Origin of the sequence: Microcella alkaliphila (assembly GCF_002355395.1) — a bacterium.
Taxonomy (GTDB): Bacteria; Actinomycetota; Actinomycetes; order Actinomycetales; family Microbacteriaceae; genus Microcella; species Microcella alkaliphila_A.
This window is the reverse complement of record NZ_AP017315.1, coordinates 1308096-1325689: the sequence shown is the minus strand read 5'-3', so window position 1 is coordinate 1325689 and position 17594 is coordinate 1308096. Positions and strand designations below refer to the sequence as shown.

The 17594-nt window shown below is 68.5% G+C and carries 16 protein-coding genes; 6 read left to right on the top strand and 10 right to left on the bottom strand.

The window, feature by feature from the left end; genetic code table 11:
* Positions 1-58: 58 nt before the first annotated feature.
* The 3 genes from CPY97_RS06495 (at position 59) to sucB (ending at position 4596) form a co-directional block, all read left to right on the top strand.
* Positions 59-1558 (top strand): leucyl aminopeptidase, encoded by a 1500-nt coding sequence (locus CPY97_RS06495; RefSeq protein WP_096421297.1) that lies wholly within the window; start codon positions 59-61, stop codon positions 1556-1558.
* A 103-nt stretch (positions 1559-1661) separates the two neighbouring features.
* A complete protein-coding gene (gene lpdA, locus CPY97_RS06490; RefSeq protein WP_096421296.1) occupies positions 1662-3035 on the top strand; it encodes a dihydrolipoyl dehydrogenase in 1374 nt (457 codons plus the stop codon).
* A 55-nt stretch (positions 3036-3090) separates the two neighbouring features.
* Positions 3091-4596: a 2-oxoglutarate dehydrogenase, E2 component, dihydrolipoamide succinyltransferase gene (gene sucB / locus CPY97_RS06485; protein ID WP_096421295.1), complete on the top strand. Its 1506-nt coding sequence runs from the start codon at positions 3091-3093 to the stop codon at positions 4594-4596.
* Here the strand turns inward: sucB and CPY97_RS06480 are convergent.
* On the bottom strand, positions 4593-5975 hold the full coding sequence (locus CPY97_RS06480) for a hypothetical protein (RefSeq protein WP_096421294.1): 1383 nt from the start codon (positions 5973-5975) through the stop codon (positions 4593-4595). The genes sucB and CPY97_RS06480 overlap by 4 nt on opposite strands.
* Before the next feature lie 116 nt (positions 5976-6091).
* Between CPY97_RS06480 and CPY97_RS06475 the strand changes: the two genes are divergently transcribed.
* Positions 6092-6808: a DUF4191 domain-containing protein gene (locus CPY97_RS06475; protein WP_096421293.1), complete on the top strand. Its 717-nt coding sequence runs from the start codon at positions 6092-6094 to the stop codon at positions 6806-6808.
* Between the two features lie 291 nt (positions 6809-7099).
* Here CPY97_RS06475 and CPY97_RS06465 read toward each other — a convergent pair whose 3' ends face one another.
* The 6 genes from CPY97_RS06465 to CPY97_RS06440 form a co-directional block, all read right to left on the bottom strand.
* Entirely contained in the window at positions 7100-7531 is a 432-nt protein-coding gene (locus tag CPY97_RS06465; protein WP_096421291.1) for a GNAT family N-acetyltransferase, read from the bottom strand.
* 10 nt (positions 7532-7541) lie between these two features.
* Positions 7542-7958 (bottom strand): cytochrome c oxidase subunit 4, encoded by a 417-nt coding sequence (locus tag CPY97_RS06460; protein WP_096421290.1) that lies wholly within the window; start codon positions 7956-7958, stop codon positions 7542-7544.
* 4 nt (positions 7959-7962) lie between these two features.
* Positions 7963-9699: a cytochrome c oxidase subunit I gene (ctaD, locus tag CPY97_RS06455; RefSeq protein WP_096421289.1), complete on the bottom strand. Its 1737-nt coding sequence runs from the start codon at positions 9697-9699 to the stop codon at positions 7963-7965.
* An 8-nt stretch (positions 9700-9707) separates the two neighbouring features.
* A complete protein-coding gene (gene coxB / locus CPY97_RS06450; RefSeq protein ID WP_096421288.1) occupies positions 9708-10577 on the bottom strand; it encodes a cytochrome c oxidase subunit II in 870 nt (289 codons plus the stop codon).
* A 162-nt stretch (positions 10578-10739) separates the two neighbouring features.
* Positions 10740-11093, bottom strand: coding sequence for a HesB/IscA family protein (locus CPY97_RS06445; protein WP_096421287.1), 354 nt, complete (start codon positions 11091-11093; stop codon positions 10740-10742).
* Positions 11094-11125: 32 nt separating this feature from the next.
* Positions 11126-12553, bottom strand: coding sequence for a dipeptidase (locus CPY97_RS06440; RefSeq protein ID WP_096421286.1), 1428 nt, complete (start codon positions 12551-12553; stop codon positions 11126-11128).
* 45 nt (positions 12554-12598) lie between these two features.
* On the opposite strand from CPY97_RS06440, the gene CPY97_RS06435 reads away from it, so the two are divergent.
* Positions 12599-13204 carry a DUF3043 domain-containing protein gene (locus CPY97_RS06435; RefSeq protein ID WP_096421285.1) on the top strand — a complete coding sequence of 202 codons (606 nt, stop codon included), beginning with the start codon at positions 12599-12601 and terminating at the stop codon, positions 13202-13204.
* A 109-nt stretch (positions 13205-13313) separates the two neighbouring features.
* Positions 13314-14396, top strand: a complete 1083-nt coding sequence (locus CPY97_RS06430; protein ID WP_096420833.1) for an IS110 family transposase — start codon at positions 13314-13316, stop codon at positions 14394-14396.
* A gap of 299 nt (positions 14397-14695) precedes the next feature.
* On the opposite strand, the gene CPY97_RS06425 is transcribed toward CPY97_RS06430, so the two are convergent.
* From CPY97_RS06425 to hisD, 3 genes are read right to left on the bottom strand one after another with little or no spacing between them, the layout of a single operon-like run.
* The gene (locus CPY97_RS06425) at positions 14696-15742 is read right to left on the bottom strand and encodes a quinone-dependent dihydroorotate dehydrogenase (RefSeq protein WP_096421284.1); all 1047 of its coding nucleotides are present in this window, start codon (positions 15740-15742) and stop codon (positions 14696-14698) included.
* Positions 15742-16212 (bottom strand): transcriptional regulator NrdR, encoded by a 471-nt coding sequence (gene nrdR / locus CPY97_RS06420; protein ID WP_096421283.1) that lies wholly within the window; start codon positions 16210-16212, stop codon positions 15742-15744. Before nrdR ends, CPY97_RS06425 begins: the two co-directional genes overlap by 1 nt.
* An 11-nt stretch (positions 16213-16223) precedes the next feature.
* Entirely contained in the window at positions 16224-17549 is a 1326-nt protein-coding gene (hisD, locus tag CPY97_RS06415; RefSeq protein WP_096421282.1) for a histidinol dehydrogenase, read from the bottom strand.
* Between the last annotated feature and the right edge of the window lie 45 nt (positions 17550-17594).

Genomic DNA, 17594 nt, shown 5'->3' with positions numbered 1-17594 from the left:
CGTCACCTGCGCCCCACGCGCGCCGAGAGCGAACAGCCTGCGTCGATACGATGATTCGATGCTTCCTCTCGACGTGACTCGGACGACTGACTCTCCCGCCACCATCGACGCCGACGCCCTCGTCGTGTTCGTGGCCCGCACCGAGAACGGCCCCCGGGTCCTCGCCGACCCTGACGTGGCTGAGCTTCTTGCGGGCGCGCTCGTTGCCGTCGGAGCGACGGGCGCCGCAGAGGAGACGGTGCGCGTGCCCGCGCCCGAGGGCGTTGCCGCCACGAGCATCCTCGCCGCTGGCGTCGGCAGCGAGACGCCCGACGCCGAGAGCGTGCGCCGGGCCGCCGGCGCCGCGACGCGCACCCTGAAGGCGGTCACCGCGATCGCGGTTGTGCCGCCCAGCGACGACGATGTCGCCGCAGCTGTCGAGGGTGCCGTGATGGGCGCCTACCGCTTCGAGGCCGAAGGCCTGCGCGCTCGAGAGGCCGACGACGCGACACGACTCGAGCGCGTGCGCGTCGTGGCGCACGGTGACGAGGCGGATGCGCGGATCACCCGAGCGCTCGTCGCCGCGGAGGCCGTGTGGACGGTTCGCGACCTCGTGACGACTCCCCCGCACGCCCTGTACCCCGAGACGTTCGCACAGCACGCCCAGGAGCTCTCTGCCGAGCTGCCCCTCGAGGTCGAGATCCTCGACGAGGCGGCACTGGCGGCGGGCGGGTTCGGTGGCATCCTCGGCGTCGGTCAGGGGTCGTCGCGCCCGCCGCGCCTCGTCGTCGTTCGCTACAACCGCGACACCGAACTACCGCACCTCGCCCTCGTGGGCAAGGGCATCACCTTCGACTCGGGCGGACTGTCGCTCAAGCCTGCCGCCTCCATGGTCGGCATGAAGTACGACATGACCGGGGCAGCCACCACGCTGGCCGCCACGGTGGCGGCCGCGAAGCTCGGCCTGCCCGTGCGCATCACCGCCTGGCTGTGCCTCGCGGAAAACATGCCGAGCGCGACCGCGATTCGCCCGAACGACGTGCTGACGATTCGCGGCGGGCGCACCGTTGAGGTGCTCAACACCGACGCCGAAGGGCGTCTCGTCATGGCCGACGGTCTCGTTGCCGCGAGCGAAGAGCGCCCCGACGCCATCGTCGACGTGGCGACCCTGACCGGCGCTGCCCGGGTGGCCCTCGGAGAGCGGTACGCGGGTCTCATGGGAGACCCCGAGCTGGTCGCGGCCGTCCAGGAGGCGGCCGACGCGACGGGTGAGCTCGTCTGGCCGATGCCACTGCCGAATGAACTGCGAGCGTTGCTCGCGACCGACGTCGCCGACATCGCGAACGCCAAGCCGGGCAACACCGCGGCGGGCATGCTGCTCGCCGGCGTCTTCCTACAGGAATTCGTGGGGCGCACGTCCGACGAACCGGATGCTCCGCGCATCCCGTGGGCGCATCTCGACATCGCGGGCCCCGCGAACAATTCGGGCGGACCGTTCGGATACACGCCGAAGGGATCGTCGGGCGTCGCGACGCGCCTCCTGATTGCGCTCGCAGACGCGCTCGGCGCAAAGGAGTAGGCTGGGCGATTGGCGCGACCACCCGCGCGACGTCCCCCGGCCGGCACCATAACCAGGCGCCGGCCTCCGCTCGACTGCCAGACCGATGAGGGAGCAATTGCCGGTGACCGAACACAACTTTGACCTCGTGATCCTCGGAGCCGGAAGTGGTGGCTACGCCGCCGCGCTCCGCGCCAGCCAGCTGGGCATGACGGTTGGACTGATCGAGAAGAGCAAGGTCGGTGGGACCTGCCTGCACGTCGGCTGCATTCCGACGAAGGCGCTGCTGCACGCAGCAGAGATCGCTGACGCGGCCCGCGACTCCGACAAATTCGGCGTGCGCGCGACGCTCGAGGGTGTCGACGTGCCGGCGGTCATCCAGTACCGCGAGAGCGTGGTCTCGAGCAAGCACAAGGGCCTGCAGGGCCTGATCAAGGCCCGCGGCATCACGACCATCGAGGGTGAAGGGCGCCTCACCTCGCCGACGACCGTGCAGGTGGGCGAGCACACCATCACGGGCAAGAACGTGATCCTCGCGACGGGTTCGTACCCGCGCACGCTTCCCGGCCTCGAGATCGGCGGCCGTGTCATCACGAGCGAGCAGGCACTGCAGCTCGACTACGTACCCAAGAAGGTCGCCGTTCTCGGCGGCGGCGTCATCGGTGTCGAGTTCGCGAGCGTGTGGCGCTCGTTCGGCGCCGAAGTGGTCATCATCGAGGCCCTGCCGCACCTGGTGCCGGCCGAGGACGAGTCGATCTCGAAGCAGTTCGAGCGCGCGTACCGCAAGCGCGGCATCGAGTTCAGCCTGGGCGTGAAGTTCCAGGGTGTCACCCAGAACGACCAGGGCGTCGTCGTCACGCTCGAAGACGGAAAGACCATCGAGGCCGATCTGCTGCTCGTCGCCGTCGGCCGCGGCCCGGCGACGGCCGGGCTCGGCTTCGAAGAGGTCGGCGTCGAGATGGATCGCGGCTTCGTCCTCACCGACGAGCGCCTGCGGACCAACATCCCCGGCGTCTGGGCCGTCGGCGACATCGTGCCCGGCCTGCAGCTGGCCCACCGTGGCTTCCAGCACGGCATCTTCGTCGCGGAAGAAATCGCCGGACTGAACCCGGTCGTGATCAGCGACACGAACATCCCCAAGGTCACCTACTCGGAGCCCGAGGTCGCCTCGGTCGGCCTCAGCGAGAAGAAGGCGAAGGAGCAGTACGGCGACGACGCCGTGACGACCTACGACTACAACCTCGCGGGCAACGGCAAGAGCCACATCCTCGAGACGGCGGGGTCGATCAAGGTCATCCGTGTCGTCGACGGCCCGGTTGTCGGCGTGCACATGATCGGCGCTCGCGTCGGCGAACTCATCGGCGAGGCGCAGTTAGCCGTCAACTGGGATGCGCACCCGGAGGATGTCGCTCCGCTCCTGCACGCGCACCCCACGCAGCACGAGGCCCTCGGCGAAGCATTTATGGCGCTGGCCGGCAAGCCCCTGCACGCGATCTGATATACGGCCAGAATTAGGCTGAGACAACCCACAAGGTTCAAAAGGAGCATCACTGATGAGCGAATCCGTCAACCTCCCCGCGCTCGGCGAGAGCGTCACCGAGGGTACGGTCACCCGCTGGTTGAAGAACGTCGGCGACCGCGTCGAGGTTGACGAGCCGTTGCTCGAGGTCTCGACCGACAAGGTCGACACCGAAATCCCGTCGCCCATCGCCGGCGTCATCGAGGAGATCCTCGTTGCCGAGGACGAGACCGTTGAGGTCGGCGCTCCCCTCGTGCGCATCGGTGACGGCTCCGGCGGAGGGGGTTCGACCGACGTGCCCGGCGCCGATGCCGAGGTGGAGGCTGCTCCGAGCGCTCCGGCTGAGCCGAGTGCGGCTGCCCCGAGCGCGCCGGCTGAACCGGCGCCGAGTGCGGCTCCGGCACCCAGTGCAGCTCCCGCTCCCAGCGCAGCCCCCGCCCCGAGCGCAGCCCCCGCCCCGAGCGCAGCCCCCGCACCCAGCGCAGCCCCCGCCCCGAGCGCCGCCCCCGCACTCAGCGCGGCACCGGCACCGAGCGCGGCCCCCGCACCCAGCGCAGCGCCTGCCCCGAGTGCAGCGCCGGCGCCGAGCGCCGTCCCGGCCTCCTCGCACGATGCCCCCGCGCAGGCGGGCAGCAACGCCGGCTACATCACGCCGATCGTGCGGAAGCTCGCCGCCGAGCACGGTGTCGACCTCGCGTCGATCACGGGTACCGGCGTCGGCGGCCGCATTCGCAAGCAGGATGTGCTCGCCGCCGCGGAGTCGTCGGGCTCGGCGGCTGCCGCCCCCGCGACGTCGGCTGCACGCGAGCCGCTCGAGGCGTCGCCCCTGCGCGGCACCACCGTGTCGATGTCGCGTCTTCGCAAGGTCATTGCCGAGCGCGCCGTCGTGTCGATGCAGTCGACCGCGCAGCTTACCTCGGTGGTCGAGGTGGACGTCACGAAGGTGGCAGCTCTCCGCTCGTCGGTGAAGGACGCCTTCCTCGAGGCGACCGGAACGAAACTGTCGTTCCTGCCGTTCTTCGCGAAGGCGGCGACCGAGGCCCTCCGTGCATTCCCGATCATCAACGCGACCGTCGACGGCGACTCGATCGTCTATCCCGACACCGAGAACCTGTCGATCGCCGTCGACACCGAGCGGGGGCTGCTGACCCCGGTCGTTCGCGGTGCCGGCGACAAGTCGATCGCCGAGTTGGCGGGCGACATTGCCGACCTCGCGGCACGGACGCGCGACAACCAGCTGAAGCCCGACGAACTCGCCGGAGGCACGTTCACGCTGACCAACACCGGTTCGCGTGGCGCGCTATTCGACACCCCTGTCGTCTTCCTTCCGCAGGTCGCGATCCTCGGAACTGGCGTTGTCACGAAGAAGCCGACCGTCGTGACGATTGACGGCGAAGACGTGATTGCGATCCGCTCGATGGTCTATCTCGCACTGTCGTACGACCACCGCATCGTGGACGGAGCAGACGCCGCCCGATTCCTCACCGCCGTCAAGGCGCGTCTGGAAGAGGCCGACTTCGACGCCGATCTCGGCATCTAGGTCCACGCGTCTCGAATACGCCATCCGGCCTCGCTTCTGATCATCAGAAGCGAGGCCGGAGTCGTTTCCGGAGCCGTCAGGGAGACAACCACGGCGTCACCCGATCGCTCCAGCACGATGACGTCGACCCGATCACTGTCAACCAGGGGTGCGAGCGCGGCAAGGACGGAGTCTCGTCCGGCCGCCCGCGATTCCGCGGCGCTCGACGACGCGTGCAACGCATTGTCACAGAGCAGCCGTAGCTCGTGTACGCATGATTGCCACCTCCGCACGAGCTCGCTCACCACGATGAGCCAATCGTCAGGATGTGCCATGAGAGTCGGATCGTCGGCGTCCTCCGCACGACCGTCGAACGCGTCGTCCGCGGGGCTGATGCGCGTCTCCGGGTGGTCGGTCGTCGCCTCCGCGACACCCGACGACCCGCCCCCGGACGGCGAGGGCACCACCGCCACGATGACGACCGCGGCGACAACCGCCACGCCCGCTGCCGCCATAATCAGCGATCGGCGCGGGAGGCGCGTCGCCGCGGCGCGAATGCGCTGACAACGCTCCGTCATGTCGGACACCGCACGCTCCACGAGCGTCGTAACCGTCTGCGGGAGGCCCACCTGCTGCGTCACGCGCGCGAGGGTCGCCGTGACGCCGATGCGCTCGTGGTGGGGCTCCTGCTGGCCATCGTCAGTGACCGCTCGCCTGTGCGCCGCCGAATCTGCACCGGGCGCTGCACCGACGAGCGGCTCGGCAGCGCTCCAGCGCAGGAGAACATCGGGGTCGTCGAGGGCATCGACGATCTCGGGCAGCGAAGCGGCTGTGTCGGAGAAGCCCGCCGCGTCCAGCGCGCGAACGGCCGCGAGACGCACTCTTTCCAGCGCCTGGACATCGGCCAGGTGCGCCGGATCTTTGGCGCGGAGATGCGTCGGGAGCGGCGCCGCGCGAAACGCGCCCGCGAGCTCGGCGATGATGGGGCGCCCGTCGGCCGTCACCACGATGCGGCCAATGTCGGGCCCGCCCAGGACGGCACCGAGGTCGTGCGCGGTGCGCAGCGTGACCACCATCGGGTGCAGGAGCGTCACCGTGCGACCGGGCGTGCACCAGCCGGGCGTAGCGAGTAAGCCGTCGAGCCGCTCCCCGGTCACGAGGGTGCGAATGATGCGCAGGGTGCCGTCGGGGTCGATCGCGAGGTCACGCACGGAGGGCAGATGGGGCGACGGGCACTCCCCCATCACGCGCACCTGGTGTTCCCACGCACCGCGTGAGGCCTCCGGAACCACGAGGAGTTCGGCGGCCCCCGTTCCATCATCAACGACGGCGCGATGAACCTCACCCTCCGCGGAGCGGTGCCGCACGACGCGGTATGACTCTGCCCCCGGCGCCTGCATGGGGTGAGAATGTCAGCCCGACGATCCACACGGTGCGACCGTCGCCCACGCTCGGGAGAGCGTGCCGGCATGCGCCGGCGGGGAGGAGCCAGCCGGCGACCCCGTATCCTTGAGGTATGGCACGTCGCGACTCCAGCAGCCCGAAGGCACCCAAGGAACCCGGCCGCATCAAGCAGATGTGGCAGGTCTTCCAGATGACGCGGCGGATGGACAAGGCCGCACCCTGGTGGATGCTTCTGTGGTTCCTGCTCCCCCTGACGGCGGGCGTCGTCCTTGCCATTGTGATCGCCGGCGGCAGCATTCTCGGAATGGTGCTGTACATCATCGCCGGTGTCATGGGCGGTATTCTCGGCCCGCTCGTCGTGCTCGGCCGACGAGCCGAAAAGGTCGCCTACCGCCAGATTTCGGGCCAGCCGGGCGCCGTCGGCGCCGTGCTCCGAAGCTCGTTGCGTCGCGCATGGCAGTCGAGCGAGATGCCAGTGGCGATGAGCCCCAAGAGCCAAGACGCGGTCTACCGAGCCGTCGGGAAGCCGGGCGTGATGCTCATCGGAGAAGGTCCCAAGAGCCGCACCAAGCGCATGCTCGAAGACGAGCGCCGCAACGTCAATCGCATCGTGCCGAACGTTCCCGTGCACTTCGTTTACGTCGGGCCGGACGAGGACTCCACGAAGCTGGAGAACCTCGCCAAGACGCTCAACAAGAACAAGAAGGTGCTCACCAAGGCCGAGGTGCTCGCCGTGAACAATCGACTGACGTCGCTCAGCCGCTCGAGCACGTTGCCCATCCCGAAGGGCATCGACCCGATGAAGGTGCGCGCGCCGAAGCCCCGCTAGTCAGCACGTCCTAGTCGCTCGTCGCCGCCAGCCACTCGCGGCGTAGTAGTGCGTAGCATTCCCGTTCGAACGTGCGGGGCTGAACTGCGTCCGCCCCTACGGCCACGTCGCCAAAATGCGCGGCCGCGACCGGGCGTAAGCCGCTGGCACGGATAGCGAGTTGCATCCACTCGCCGGGCGCGGGCAGGTCTCCGCTCGGCTGCGCCGCCACGAGCGACTCGGCGCTCGCACGGTCGTAATCCACCGACCACGATTGGTATCGCGCAACCTCAGGATCATGCCGCCGGGCTACTAAAACACTCGGCGCATGTACTCCGCGTTCTGCGAGTAGCCCAAGCGGTCGTAGAAGCCTCCCGCACGGCGTGCCGCGACCGTGATCTGGCGAACGCCGCGGCGGATGCACTCAGCCTCGACGGCGTGAACGAGAGCCGTGCCAAGATCGAGGCCACGAGCATCCGAGTCGACGACGATCTCTTGAAGCTGCGCCGACGGGCCGTTGGTGGACAGCAGGCGGGCGACGGTCGTCAAGGCGTAGCCCGCGACCTCACCGGAATCCTTTTCCGCCACGAGGAGGAAGATCGCGTCGTCTTCGCCGGCGGCGACCACGTCACGGAACGACTCGTCGAAGGCACTGCGCACGGGAACGAACGCTGCACCCAGCTGCTGCACGAGGGAGAAGACCGCATCCGCGTCTTCGGGCCGGGCACGCCGAACGTCACTCATGCGAGGCGGCTCAGCGTCCGAAGTTGCCGCGGTAGTACTCGTACACCCAGCCGACCAAGCCGATCAGGGCGATGACGGCCGCGTAGCCCACGATCCAGAAGTCGATCGCGAGCCCCAGGAAGACGAGCGAGGCGCCACCGGCCAGGATGATCGGCCACCAGCTCCACGGGGGGAAGAAGCCCTGCTCGGCATCGCCGTCATCGATATCGGCGTCGAGGCGGTCCTCCGGCAGCTCGCCGCCCTGGTTGCGGTAGACGAGGCGCAGGTAGAAGGCCATGAACGCCGACATGATGCCGCAGAGGCCGATCGCCACCGCACCGACCCACTCCACCTGGCCGGTGTCGATGATCGCCCAGGAGATGTAGACGACGTCGAGGACGATGAAGAAGCCGAGAAGGACCCAGAAGAGGTTGATGTTGGTCTTCACGGGATCACTTCACCTTGTTGTCGTCGATGTCGAGCGTGGGTGCGTCTGGCGCGTCCTTGCCCGGCCCGATGCCGATCGGGATGCCGGCCTCGGGGTGGTTCAGGTCGAACGCCGGCGACTCGGAGCGGATACGCGGGATCGACGTGAAGTTGTGGCGCGGAGGCGGGCAGGAGGTCGCCCACTCGAGCGAACGACCGTAACCCCACGGGTCGTTGACCGTGACCTTCGGAGCCCGACGCGCGGTGATGTACACGTTCAGCAGGAACGGAATCATCGAGGCCGCGAGCAGGAACGACCCGACGGTCGACAGCTGGTTCATCCAGGTGAAGCCGTCCTCGACGAGGTACGTGGCGTAGCGGCGGGGCATGCCCACGACGCCGAGCCAGTGCTGCACGAGGAAGGTCGCGTGGAAGCCGACGAACAGCACCCAGAAGTGGATGTGGCCGAGACGCTCGTTGAGCATCTTGCCCGTCCACTTCGGCCACCAGAAGTAGAAGCCGGCGAACATCGCGAACACGACGGTTCCGAAGACGACGTAGTGGAAGTGCGCCACGACGAAGTAGGAGTCGGAGACAGCGAAGTCGAGCGGGGGCGAGGCGAGGATGACGCCCGTCAGGCCACCAAACACGAAGGTGATGAGGAAGCCCAGCGACCACACGAGCGGGGTCTCGAACGTGACGGAGCCCCGCCACATAGTGCCGATCCAGTTGAAGATCTTCACGCCGGTGGGCACCGCGATCAGCATCGTCATCAGCGCGAAGAACGGCAGGAGCACCGAACCGGTCACGTACATGTGGTGCGCCCACACGGTGATCGACAGCGCCGCGATGGCAATCGTCGCGTACACCAGGGTCTTGTAGCCGAAGATCGGTTTGCGGCTGAAGACCGGGAAGATCTCGGACACGATGCCGAAGAACGGCAGCGCGATGATGTACACCTCGGGGTGGCCGAAGAACCAGAACAGGTGCTGCCACAGGATGGCTCCACCGTTGGCGGCGTCGAAGACGTGCGATCCGAACATCCGGTCCGAACCGAGGGCGAACAGGGCGGCGGCGAGGACGGGGAACGCCATCAGCACGAGCAGCGACGTCACCAGCGTGTTCCACGTGAAGATCGGCATGCGCCACATGGTCATGCCGGGCGCACGCATCGTGATGATCGTGGTGATGAAGTTCACCGCACCGAGGATCGTTCCGAAGCCGGATATCGCCAGGCCGAAGACCCAGAGGTTACCCCCGAGCCCCGGCGAGAACGTCTGACTCGACAGTGGCGCGTACGCAAACCAGCCGAACGATGCCGCACCCTGCGGGGTCAGGAAGCCGGCGACCGCGATCAGCGAACCGAACGAATACAGCCAGTAGGCGAAAGCGTTCAGACGCGGGAAGGCGACGTCGGGTGCACCGATCTGCAGGGGCATGAGCACGTTGGCGAAGCCGGCGAACAGCGGCGTCGCGAAAATCAGCAGCATGATCGTGCCGTGCATCGTGAAGAGCTGGTTGTACTGCTCTTTCGTGGCGACGATCTCGAGGCCCGGCGCGAAAAGCTGCGCGCGGATGACGAGCGCCATCACACCGCCGATGAGGAAGTAGACGAACGACGTAATCAGGTACATGTACCCGATGGTCTTGTGGTCGGTGGAGGTGATCCATCCGACGAAAACGTTGCCCTTACGCCCGACGGTAGGCGAGATCGCCCCCGGAGCGCTGCCGGAAACGTTGGGGCGAGGTGCGGTCGTGGTCATGTGGCCGCTTACTCCTCTTCGCTCGTGCCGGCGGGTGCGATGACCGGCGGGTTCGGGGCGGTGTTGAACTCCGGTCCGAGGCGTCCCTCGAAGCCGCGGTCACGAAGAGCCTGCATCTGGGCCTCGTACTCTTCGACCGAGACGACCTCGACGTTGAAGAGCATGAGCGAGTGGAACTCTCCGCAGAGCTCGGCACACTTGCCGACGAAGCTGCCTTCGCGCTCAGGGATGAAGAACCAGTGGTTGGTGCGGCCGGGGATCATGTCCTTCTTGTAGAGGAAGTCGATGATCCAGAATGAGTGGATGACGTCGCGCGACTCGAGGATGATCTCGACCTTCTGCCCCACGGGGAGGTACAGGGTCGGCAGCGACTCGACGTCAATGGTGTTGTTCGGGCCCGTCTCCTGGGCCTGGATGCCCGAGTAGTAGACGTTGTCGGTCAGGTAGTTGAAGTCCCACGCCCAGCGCTTGCCGTAGACCTCGATCTGAACGTCGGGGTCTTCCAGCGGCGCCTCGATGGCGGCCTGGTCGCGGGCGGTGAAGGCGAAGAAGCCGAGCACGAGGATCAGCGGCGCGACGGTGTAAAACACCTCGATCGGCATGTTGTAGCGCAGCTGCACCGGCAGGCCGGTCTGACCCCGACGGCGGCGGTAGACGACGGCGGCCCAAATGATGAGGCCCCACGTGATCACACCGACGACGAGCAGCACAATCCAGGAGGTCACCCACAGGCCGATGACGCGGTCGACCTGGTTGGTCGTTCCCGGCTCGGTCGGGAGCCAGCCCAGTTGCATCTGGGTCGTGCACCCGGCTAGGGCGATCGTGGTGATGACGGCGAGGGGAATCGCCGTCCATCGAAGACGTCGGTTGGAACGCACCGGTGACCTCTCGTCGAGACGGGGGTTGTGAATCGCTGTTCAGTCTACGTTACGCGGCGGCTCGGTCCGGGCCCACGACGCTCCGAGATCCCTGCCAAACCGGGAATTGGGGCACCCTAACGATGTGGTATCGGCAGGGCCGGTGCGTTCGCCGCGTCGGCGTCAGTGGAAACTGTCGCCGCACGCGCAGGAACCCTGCGCGTTGGGGTTGTCGATCGTGAAGCCCTGCTTCTGGATCGTGTCTTCGAAGTCGATCGATGCGCCCTCGAGGTACGGCACGCTCATCTTGTCGACGACGACTTCAACGCCGCCAAACTCGCGTGTCGCGTCGCCGTCGAGCAGGCGCTCATCGAAGTACAGCTGGTAGATCAGCCCCGAGCAACCCCCGGGCTGAACGGCCAGGCGCAGCCGCAGGTCGTCACGGCCCTCCTGGTGAAGCAGCGATGCCACCTTTTCGGCGGCCGTGTCGGTGAGCGTGACGCCGTGGGCGGGAGCCGTGGTTGCGGTGTCGGTCATGGTGTTCCTCCGAAGCTGTGGGGACTGCGCACTCAGTGTACGTCTGTCGCCTGGGCGCGCTCGGACAGCCGCGCGAGCAGCACGGCCTCCGTGAGGATGGCGCGGCGCAGCACCCCCAGGTGCAGCGACTCGTTCGGACTGTGCGCGCGCGATTCGGGGTCTTCCACACCGGTCACCAGCACGTGTGCGTCGGGGAACACCTCGGCAAGGTCGGCGATGAACGGAATCGAGCCGCCGACGCCAGTCAACTGCGGCTCGGCACCCCAGGCATCACGCATGGCCTGCAGCGCCTCATCCGCGCCCCAGCCACTTGTGTCAACGAGGAACGGGTTGCCGAGATCAACATGGCCGAACTCGAGGTGCGCCCCAAACGGCGCGTGAGCGAGGAGGTGATCCCGGATCGCCTCGAAAGCCTCGGCCGCGCTCTGACCGGGCGCCACCCGCGCACTGATCTTCACGGAGACGCTCGGCTGCAGCGTGTTGGACGCGTTCTGCACGCTCGGGGCGTCAATACCGGTGACCGTGATCGCCGGCTGCGCCCAGACGCGGTGCAGCAGTGCGCCGCGGCCGATCGGAGAGACCCCCTCGAGCAGGCCCGCCTCGTGACGGAAGCGCTCGAGGTCGTCGGCAGGCACCTCCTGCTCATGGGTCGTCAGGCCAGCGACGGCGACCGAGCCATCCTCGTCGTGGAGGGTGGCAAGCAGGCGCACCGCGGCGAGCATGGCGTCCGGCGCCGCTCCCCCGAGCATCCCGGAATGCGACGCGTGCGCGAGCGTCGAGATGGTGAGCGTGAAAGCGGCGTTGCCGCGCAGCCCGATCGTGAGCGAGGGGATCTCGGTCGTCCAGTTGTCGCTGTCAGCGACAACGATCACGTCGGCGGCGAGCGTCTCACGGTGGGCGTCCAGGAGGGCGCGGAAGGACCGCGAACCGAACTCCTCCTCCCCCTCGACGAAGACGACGATGCCGACGTCGGGATCGCCGACCGTGTCGATCAGGGCGCGAATCGCGGCGACATGGGCGATCACGCCGGCCTTGTCGTCGGCGGCGCCGCGCCCGTACAGGCGGTCGCCGCGCACGGTCGGCTCGAACGGCGGCGACTGCCACAGGGCGTCATCGCCCGGGGGCTGCACGTCGTGGTGGGCGTACAGCAGCACCGTCGGCCGGCCGGTCTCAGGCTCGCGCCGGGCGAGCACGGCGGGCTGCCCGGTGTGGTCGGTGCCGGGAATCGGAGCGCTGACGACGTCGACGCGGTCGAACACCCCGAGCCCCCGGAGCAGCTGGGCGACGGCCTCAGCGGAGGCGGCAACGTGGGCCGGATCGAAACCGTCCCAGGACACCGAGGGGATGCGCACGAGCTCCGACAGCTCGGCGATCGTCTGCGGCATCCGGTCGCGCACGGCATCGGCGAGTGCGGCGAGGGTCGTGGGGGCGGTCGGGGCGGGCCGGTCGTCACGGGTCATGCCGGTACCCTAGTGGTCTTGGATTCAACGGAAGGACGAGCCGCCGTGGCCCGCAGGAACGACGCCAGCAGCACCCCGAGCGCCGCCGAGCAGGCGTCCGCTGACGCCCTTGCCGAGGCGGAGGCAGCATCGACCGGCAAGAAGGGTCGCCCGACGCCGACGCGGAAGGAGCGCGAGGCGGCACGCAAGCGCCCGCTCGTTCCTGACGACCGCAAGCGCGCTCGCGTCGAGAACCGTCAGCGCATGGCCGAGGCGCGCGAGCGTGCCCGCGAGGGGCTCGCCCGCGGCGAGGAGCGCTACCTTCCCCAGCGCGACCGCGGTCCGCAGCGGCGCTATGTGCGCGACTACGTGGACGCGCGCACGAGCTTCGGCGAGTTCATGATCCCGGTGATGTTCCTCGTGATCATCGCCACGTTCCTGCCGAGCGTTGACGCGCAGTTCATCGCGATCATTTCGCTGTGGGGTTTCTTCCTCATTGCGATCATCGACAGCATCCTGCTCGGCTATCTCGTCAAGCGCCGCCTGCGCAAGAAGTTCGGCGAGGACAAGGTCGAGAAGGGCGTCGGCTGGTACGCCGGCATGCGCGCGCTGCAGCTGCGCGTGCTGCGGCTGCCGAAGCCGCAGGTCAAGCGCGGCGAGTACCCGGTCTAGACGATATGGGTCTTCGGTCTGGTTCTTGAGGCTGGGACCTCGATTCGCGTATTCGTGGGTTGCCAGCTGTCGAGGGCTGGCCTATCCACCAGGCGAATGGAGGCCCCAGTTGAGAATCCAGCGTACGAGCGTCGGTCTGGACGTGCACGCCCGTAGCGTCGTGGGATGCGCAATCGATGAGGACACCGGGGAAGTGATCCGTCACCGTTTCGGCTACGACCCCGCAGCAGTTGTGGAGTGGGTGCGGTCGCTGCCCCAGCCGGCGGCGGTGACCTATGAGGCCGGGCCGACCGGGTTCGCTTTGGCCCGGTTGTTCACCGCCGCAGGCATCGAGTGCTTCGTGGCGGCGCCGTCGAAGTTGCAGCGCCCGGTCGGGGATCGAGTCAAGACCGACGCCAGGGACGCGATGCATTTGGCAAGACTGCTGCGACTGGGTGAGATCGTCGCGGTTGCCGTGCCCACGATCGAGCAGGAAACCGCCCGCGACTTGGTGCGAGCCCGGGAGGACAATCGGGGTGAGCTGATGGCTGCACGGCATCGGCTCTCGAAGCTGCTGTTGCGCCACGGGATCATTTATGACGGCAAGCAGGCGTGGACCGGCGCGCATGATGCCTGGCTGCGTCGGCAGAGGTTCGACCATCCCGGACTGCAGGCTGCGTTCGATGCCGACTACGAAGCAGTGCAGCAGGTGCGCGCCCGCAAAGACCGACTCGACGCGATCATCGAGCAGATGGCCGCGGCCAGCACCTACGCGCCCGTGGTGCGACGCCTGGGGTGCTTGCGTGGGATCTCGACCTTGACCGGGTTCGGCCTCGCGGTCGAGATCGGCAACTGGGAGCGCTTCACCGGATCCAGCATCGGAGCGTTCGTCGGGCTGGTGCCCTCAGAGCACTCCTCCGGACAGTCCCGCTCGCAAGGCTCGATCACCAAGACCGGCAACACTCACGCCCGCCGCCTGCTGGTGGAAGCGGCCTGGCATCACCGCAAGCCCTATCGTCCCGGAGCGGTGATGCAGGCCCGGTGGGCTGCCGCGCCCAGCCTTGCAGCGTCCCGCGGCGACGACGGCAACCGGCGCCTGCATCAGAAATGGCAGCACTTCACCGCACGCAAGAAGCGGCCCACGATCGCGAACGTCGCCATCGCCCGCGAGCTCGCCGGCTGGTGCTGGTCCTTGGCCGTGATGCCCGACTGACCTGGGCCCCCTGACCGGTCGGTTCAGACGGCAGGTGACGGCAGCGCGAGGAGCGACCCGCGGAACAGCTATGAGCAGCCCGCCCGAAGGGCAGGCGACGCTCGATCCTAGACAAGCGGAACCGCTCCAGCCGAACAGCACGTCCTGCGGTAACCAACCCGCGCATATCAGTCTGACCGCGCGTCGCCCACGACACGCACGACACCCACACCGCCCGCGCCGACCACACGAAAGAGCGCCCGGAGCATGATCACTCCGGGCGCTCTTTCCCCTGCCACTTGACAGGAATCAGCCACATATCAGCTGGTCGGGCGGGCGGATGCGCGGGCAAGGCCCCGCAGGATCTGGCGCGCCCAGCCCGGCCCGCGGTACAGGAAGCCTGTGTATCCCTGGATGAGCGTGGCGCCCGCCTCGAGCCGCTCGCGCGCGTCGTCGGCGGTCTCGATGCCACCGACCGAGATGACGCAGTAGTCGGCGGGCACGGCCGCACGAATGACGCGCAGCACCTCACGTGAGCGCGCGCGCACCGGGGCGCCGCTGAGACCGCCGGCACCGGCCGCTTCCACACGCTGCGGGTCGCTGACGAGACCGTCACGGCGAATCGTGGTGTTGGTCGCGATGATGCCGGCGAGGCCCTTCGCGACGGCGAGCCGCGCGACGCCCTCGACGGCTTCGTCGTCGAGATCGGGGGCGATCTTGACGAGAACGGGAGTGGTTCCCGCCTCCTCAAGCACGGCATCCAGGAGCGGGCCGAGCAGTCCGTCCTCTTGGAGGCCACGAAGCCCCGGAGTATTCGGCGACGACACGTTCACCGCCAGATAGTCGGCGACCGGCGCCATGAGCCGCGCGCTCTGCCGGTAATCGTCAATCGCGTCGGCGACCTCGACGACACGGGACTTACCGATGTTGGCACCGATGATGGGACGCTCGCGGCGCGCCCGCTCACGCTCGACACGGCCAGCGGCCGCCGCCGCTCCCCTGTTGTTGAAGCCCATCCGATTGATCACCGCGCGGTCGGCGATCAGGCGGAACAGTCGCGGCTTCGGGTTTCCGTCCTGCGGGATCGCCGTGACGGTCCCCACCTCGACGTGGCCGAAGCCGAGCGCCCAGAGTCCGCGAATCAGCTCGGCGTCTTTGTCGAAGCCGGCCGCCATTCCCCACGGCGATTCGAAGTGCAGGCCCAGCGTGTCGACGGCGAGCGATGCCGGCGGACGGGTTGCAACGCGCACTAGGCGGGTCAGGCCGAGGCGCGGGATGGCGCGGATGACGCCCGCGGCCAGGTGGTGGGCGCGCTCCGGGTCCATGCGACTGAGGACGGAGCGGAAGAGAACGTCGTACGCGCCCATCAGTCGGCGTTCGTCGCTCGACCGGCGTCTTCGCTGCGCAGTTGGGCGATCGCCGCCTCGAAGTCGTCGAGGTTGTCGAACGCCTGGTACACGCTCGCAAAGCGCAGGTAGGCGACCTCGTCGAGCTGGCGCAGCTCCGGCAGGATCGCCAGGCCGATGTCGTTGGCGTCGAGCTGGGAGGCGCCGGTCGCGCGGAGGTTCTCCTCGACGCGCTGAGCGAGCTGGGCGAGGTCGCCGTCGGTGACCGGGCGCCCCTGGCACGCCTTGCGCACCCCCGCGACGATCTTGTCGCGGGAGAAGGGCTCGGCGACACCCGAGCGCTTGACGACCGACAGTGACGCGGTCTCGGTGGTGGAGAAGCGGCGACCGCACTCGGGGCACTGCCGGCGGCGGCGAATCGCAAGCCCGTCATCGCTCGTGCGGGAGTCGACGACGCGGCTGTCGGAGTACCGGCAGAAGGGGCAGTGCATGGTGTGTGAGCCTAGTCGAGCGTGGCGTCGGGCCCCGAGAAGCGCGCGGTGATCGCGGCACCGTGCGCAGGCAGCTCTTCCGCGTGGGCAAGCGCCACAACGTCGTCAGCGACGGCGCGCAGGGCACCGCGGGTGTACTCGACCACCTGCTGGGCGCGCAGGAACGTGTAGGCGCCGAGTCCTGCCGAGAACCGCGCCTGGCCGCCGGTCGGGAGGACATGGTTCGACCCCGCGGCGTAGTCACCCAGGCTTACGGGTGTGTGAGCGCCGACGAAGATGGCACCCGCGTGGCTGAGCGCGGGTAGAAGCGCGTGGGGGTCTGCCACGTGCAGCTCGAGGTGTTCGGGCGCGTACGCGTCAGAGAACCGGCACGCGACGGCGAGATCGTCGACGATGACGATCGCCGACTGCTGGCCCTGCAGGGCCGTCGTGACGCGGTCAGCGTGCGGGGTCGCGTCCGCGGCGGCGGGCAGGGCGGCCGCGACGGCGTCGGCAAGCGATGAGCTCGTCGTCACGAGCACGGCGCTTGCCAGCTCATCGTGTTCGGCCTGGCTGAGCAGGTCGGCCACGACGAGGTCGGCCCGCGCCGTCTCGTCGGCGATGATGAGAATCTCGGTGGGGCCGGCCTCCGAGTCGATGCCGACGACGCCGGTGACCGCGCGCTTGGCGGTCGCCACAAAAAGGTTGCCGGGGCCCGTGATGACCTGAACCGGCTCGAGGCCGACACCGGGAACGCCGTAGGCGAGTGCGCCGATCGCGCCCGCACCGCCCATCGCGTACACCTCGTCGATACCGAGCAGCGACGCGGCCGCGAGGATCGTGGGATGCACGGAGCCGCCGAACGCTTCCTGCGGTGGGGAGGCGAGGGCGATCGAGGCGACGCCCGCGCCCTGGGCAGCCAGGACGTTCATCACGACGCTCGACGGGTAGACCGCCTTGCCGCCGGGCACATACAGCCCAACGCGGTCGACGGGGCGCCAGCGCTGAACGATCGTTGCCCCGGGGGCGATCTCGGTGCGCACCTCCGGAGGAACCTGCGCCGCCGTGCCGCGCCGAACGCGATCGATCGCAGTGAGCAGCGCCGAGCGGACGGCGGGGTCGAGTTCACGCTCGGCGCGCGCGATGTCGTCGGCCGACACTCGAATGCTCGTGGGACGGACCCGATCGAAGCGCTCGGCCTGCTCGAGCAGCGCGTCCGCGCCGCGCTGACGGACGTCGGCGATGATCGCGTCCACCGCGTCGACGGCGGAGGCGACGCTCGATGCGGACCGCGGAACGAGGGTCAGCAGCTCGGCGTCCGTAAGGCGACGACCGCGCAGGTCAATGGTCTGGATCATGGCTCCCCCATCGTACTGAGCGGCCGCCTCGGGAATACCCGGGCG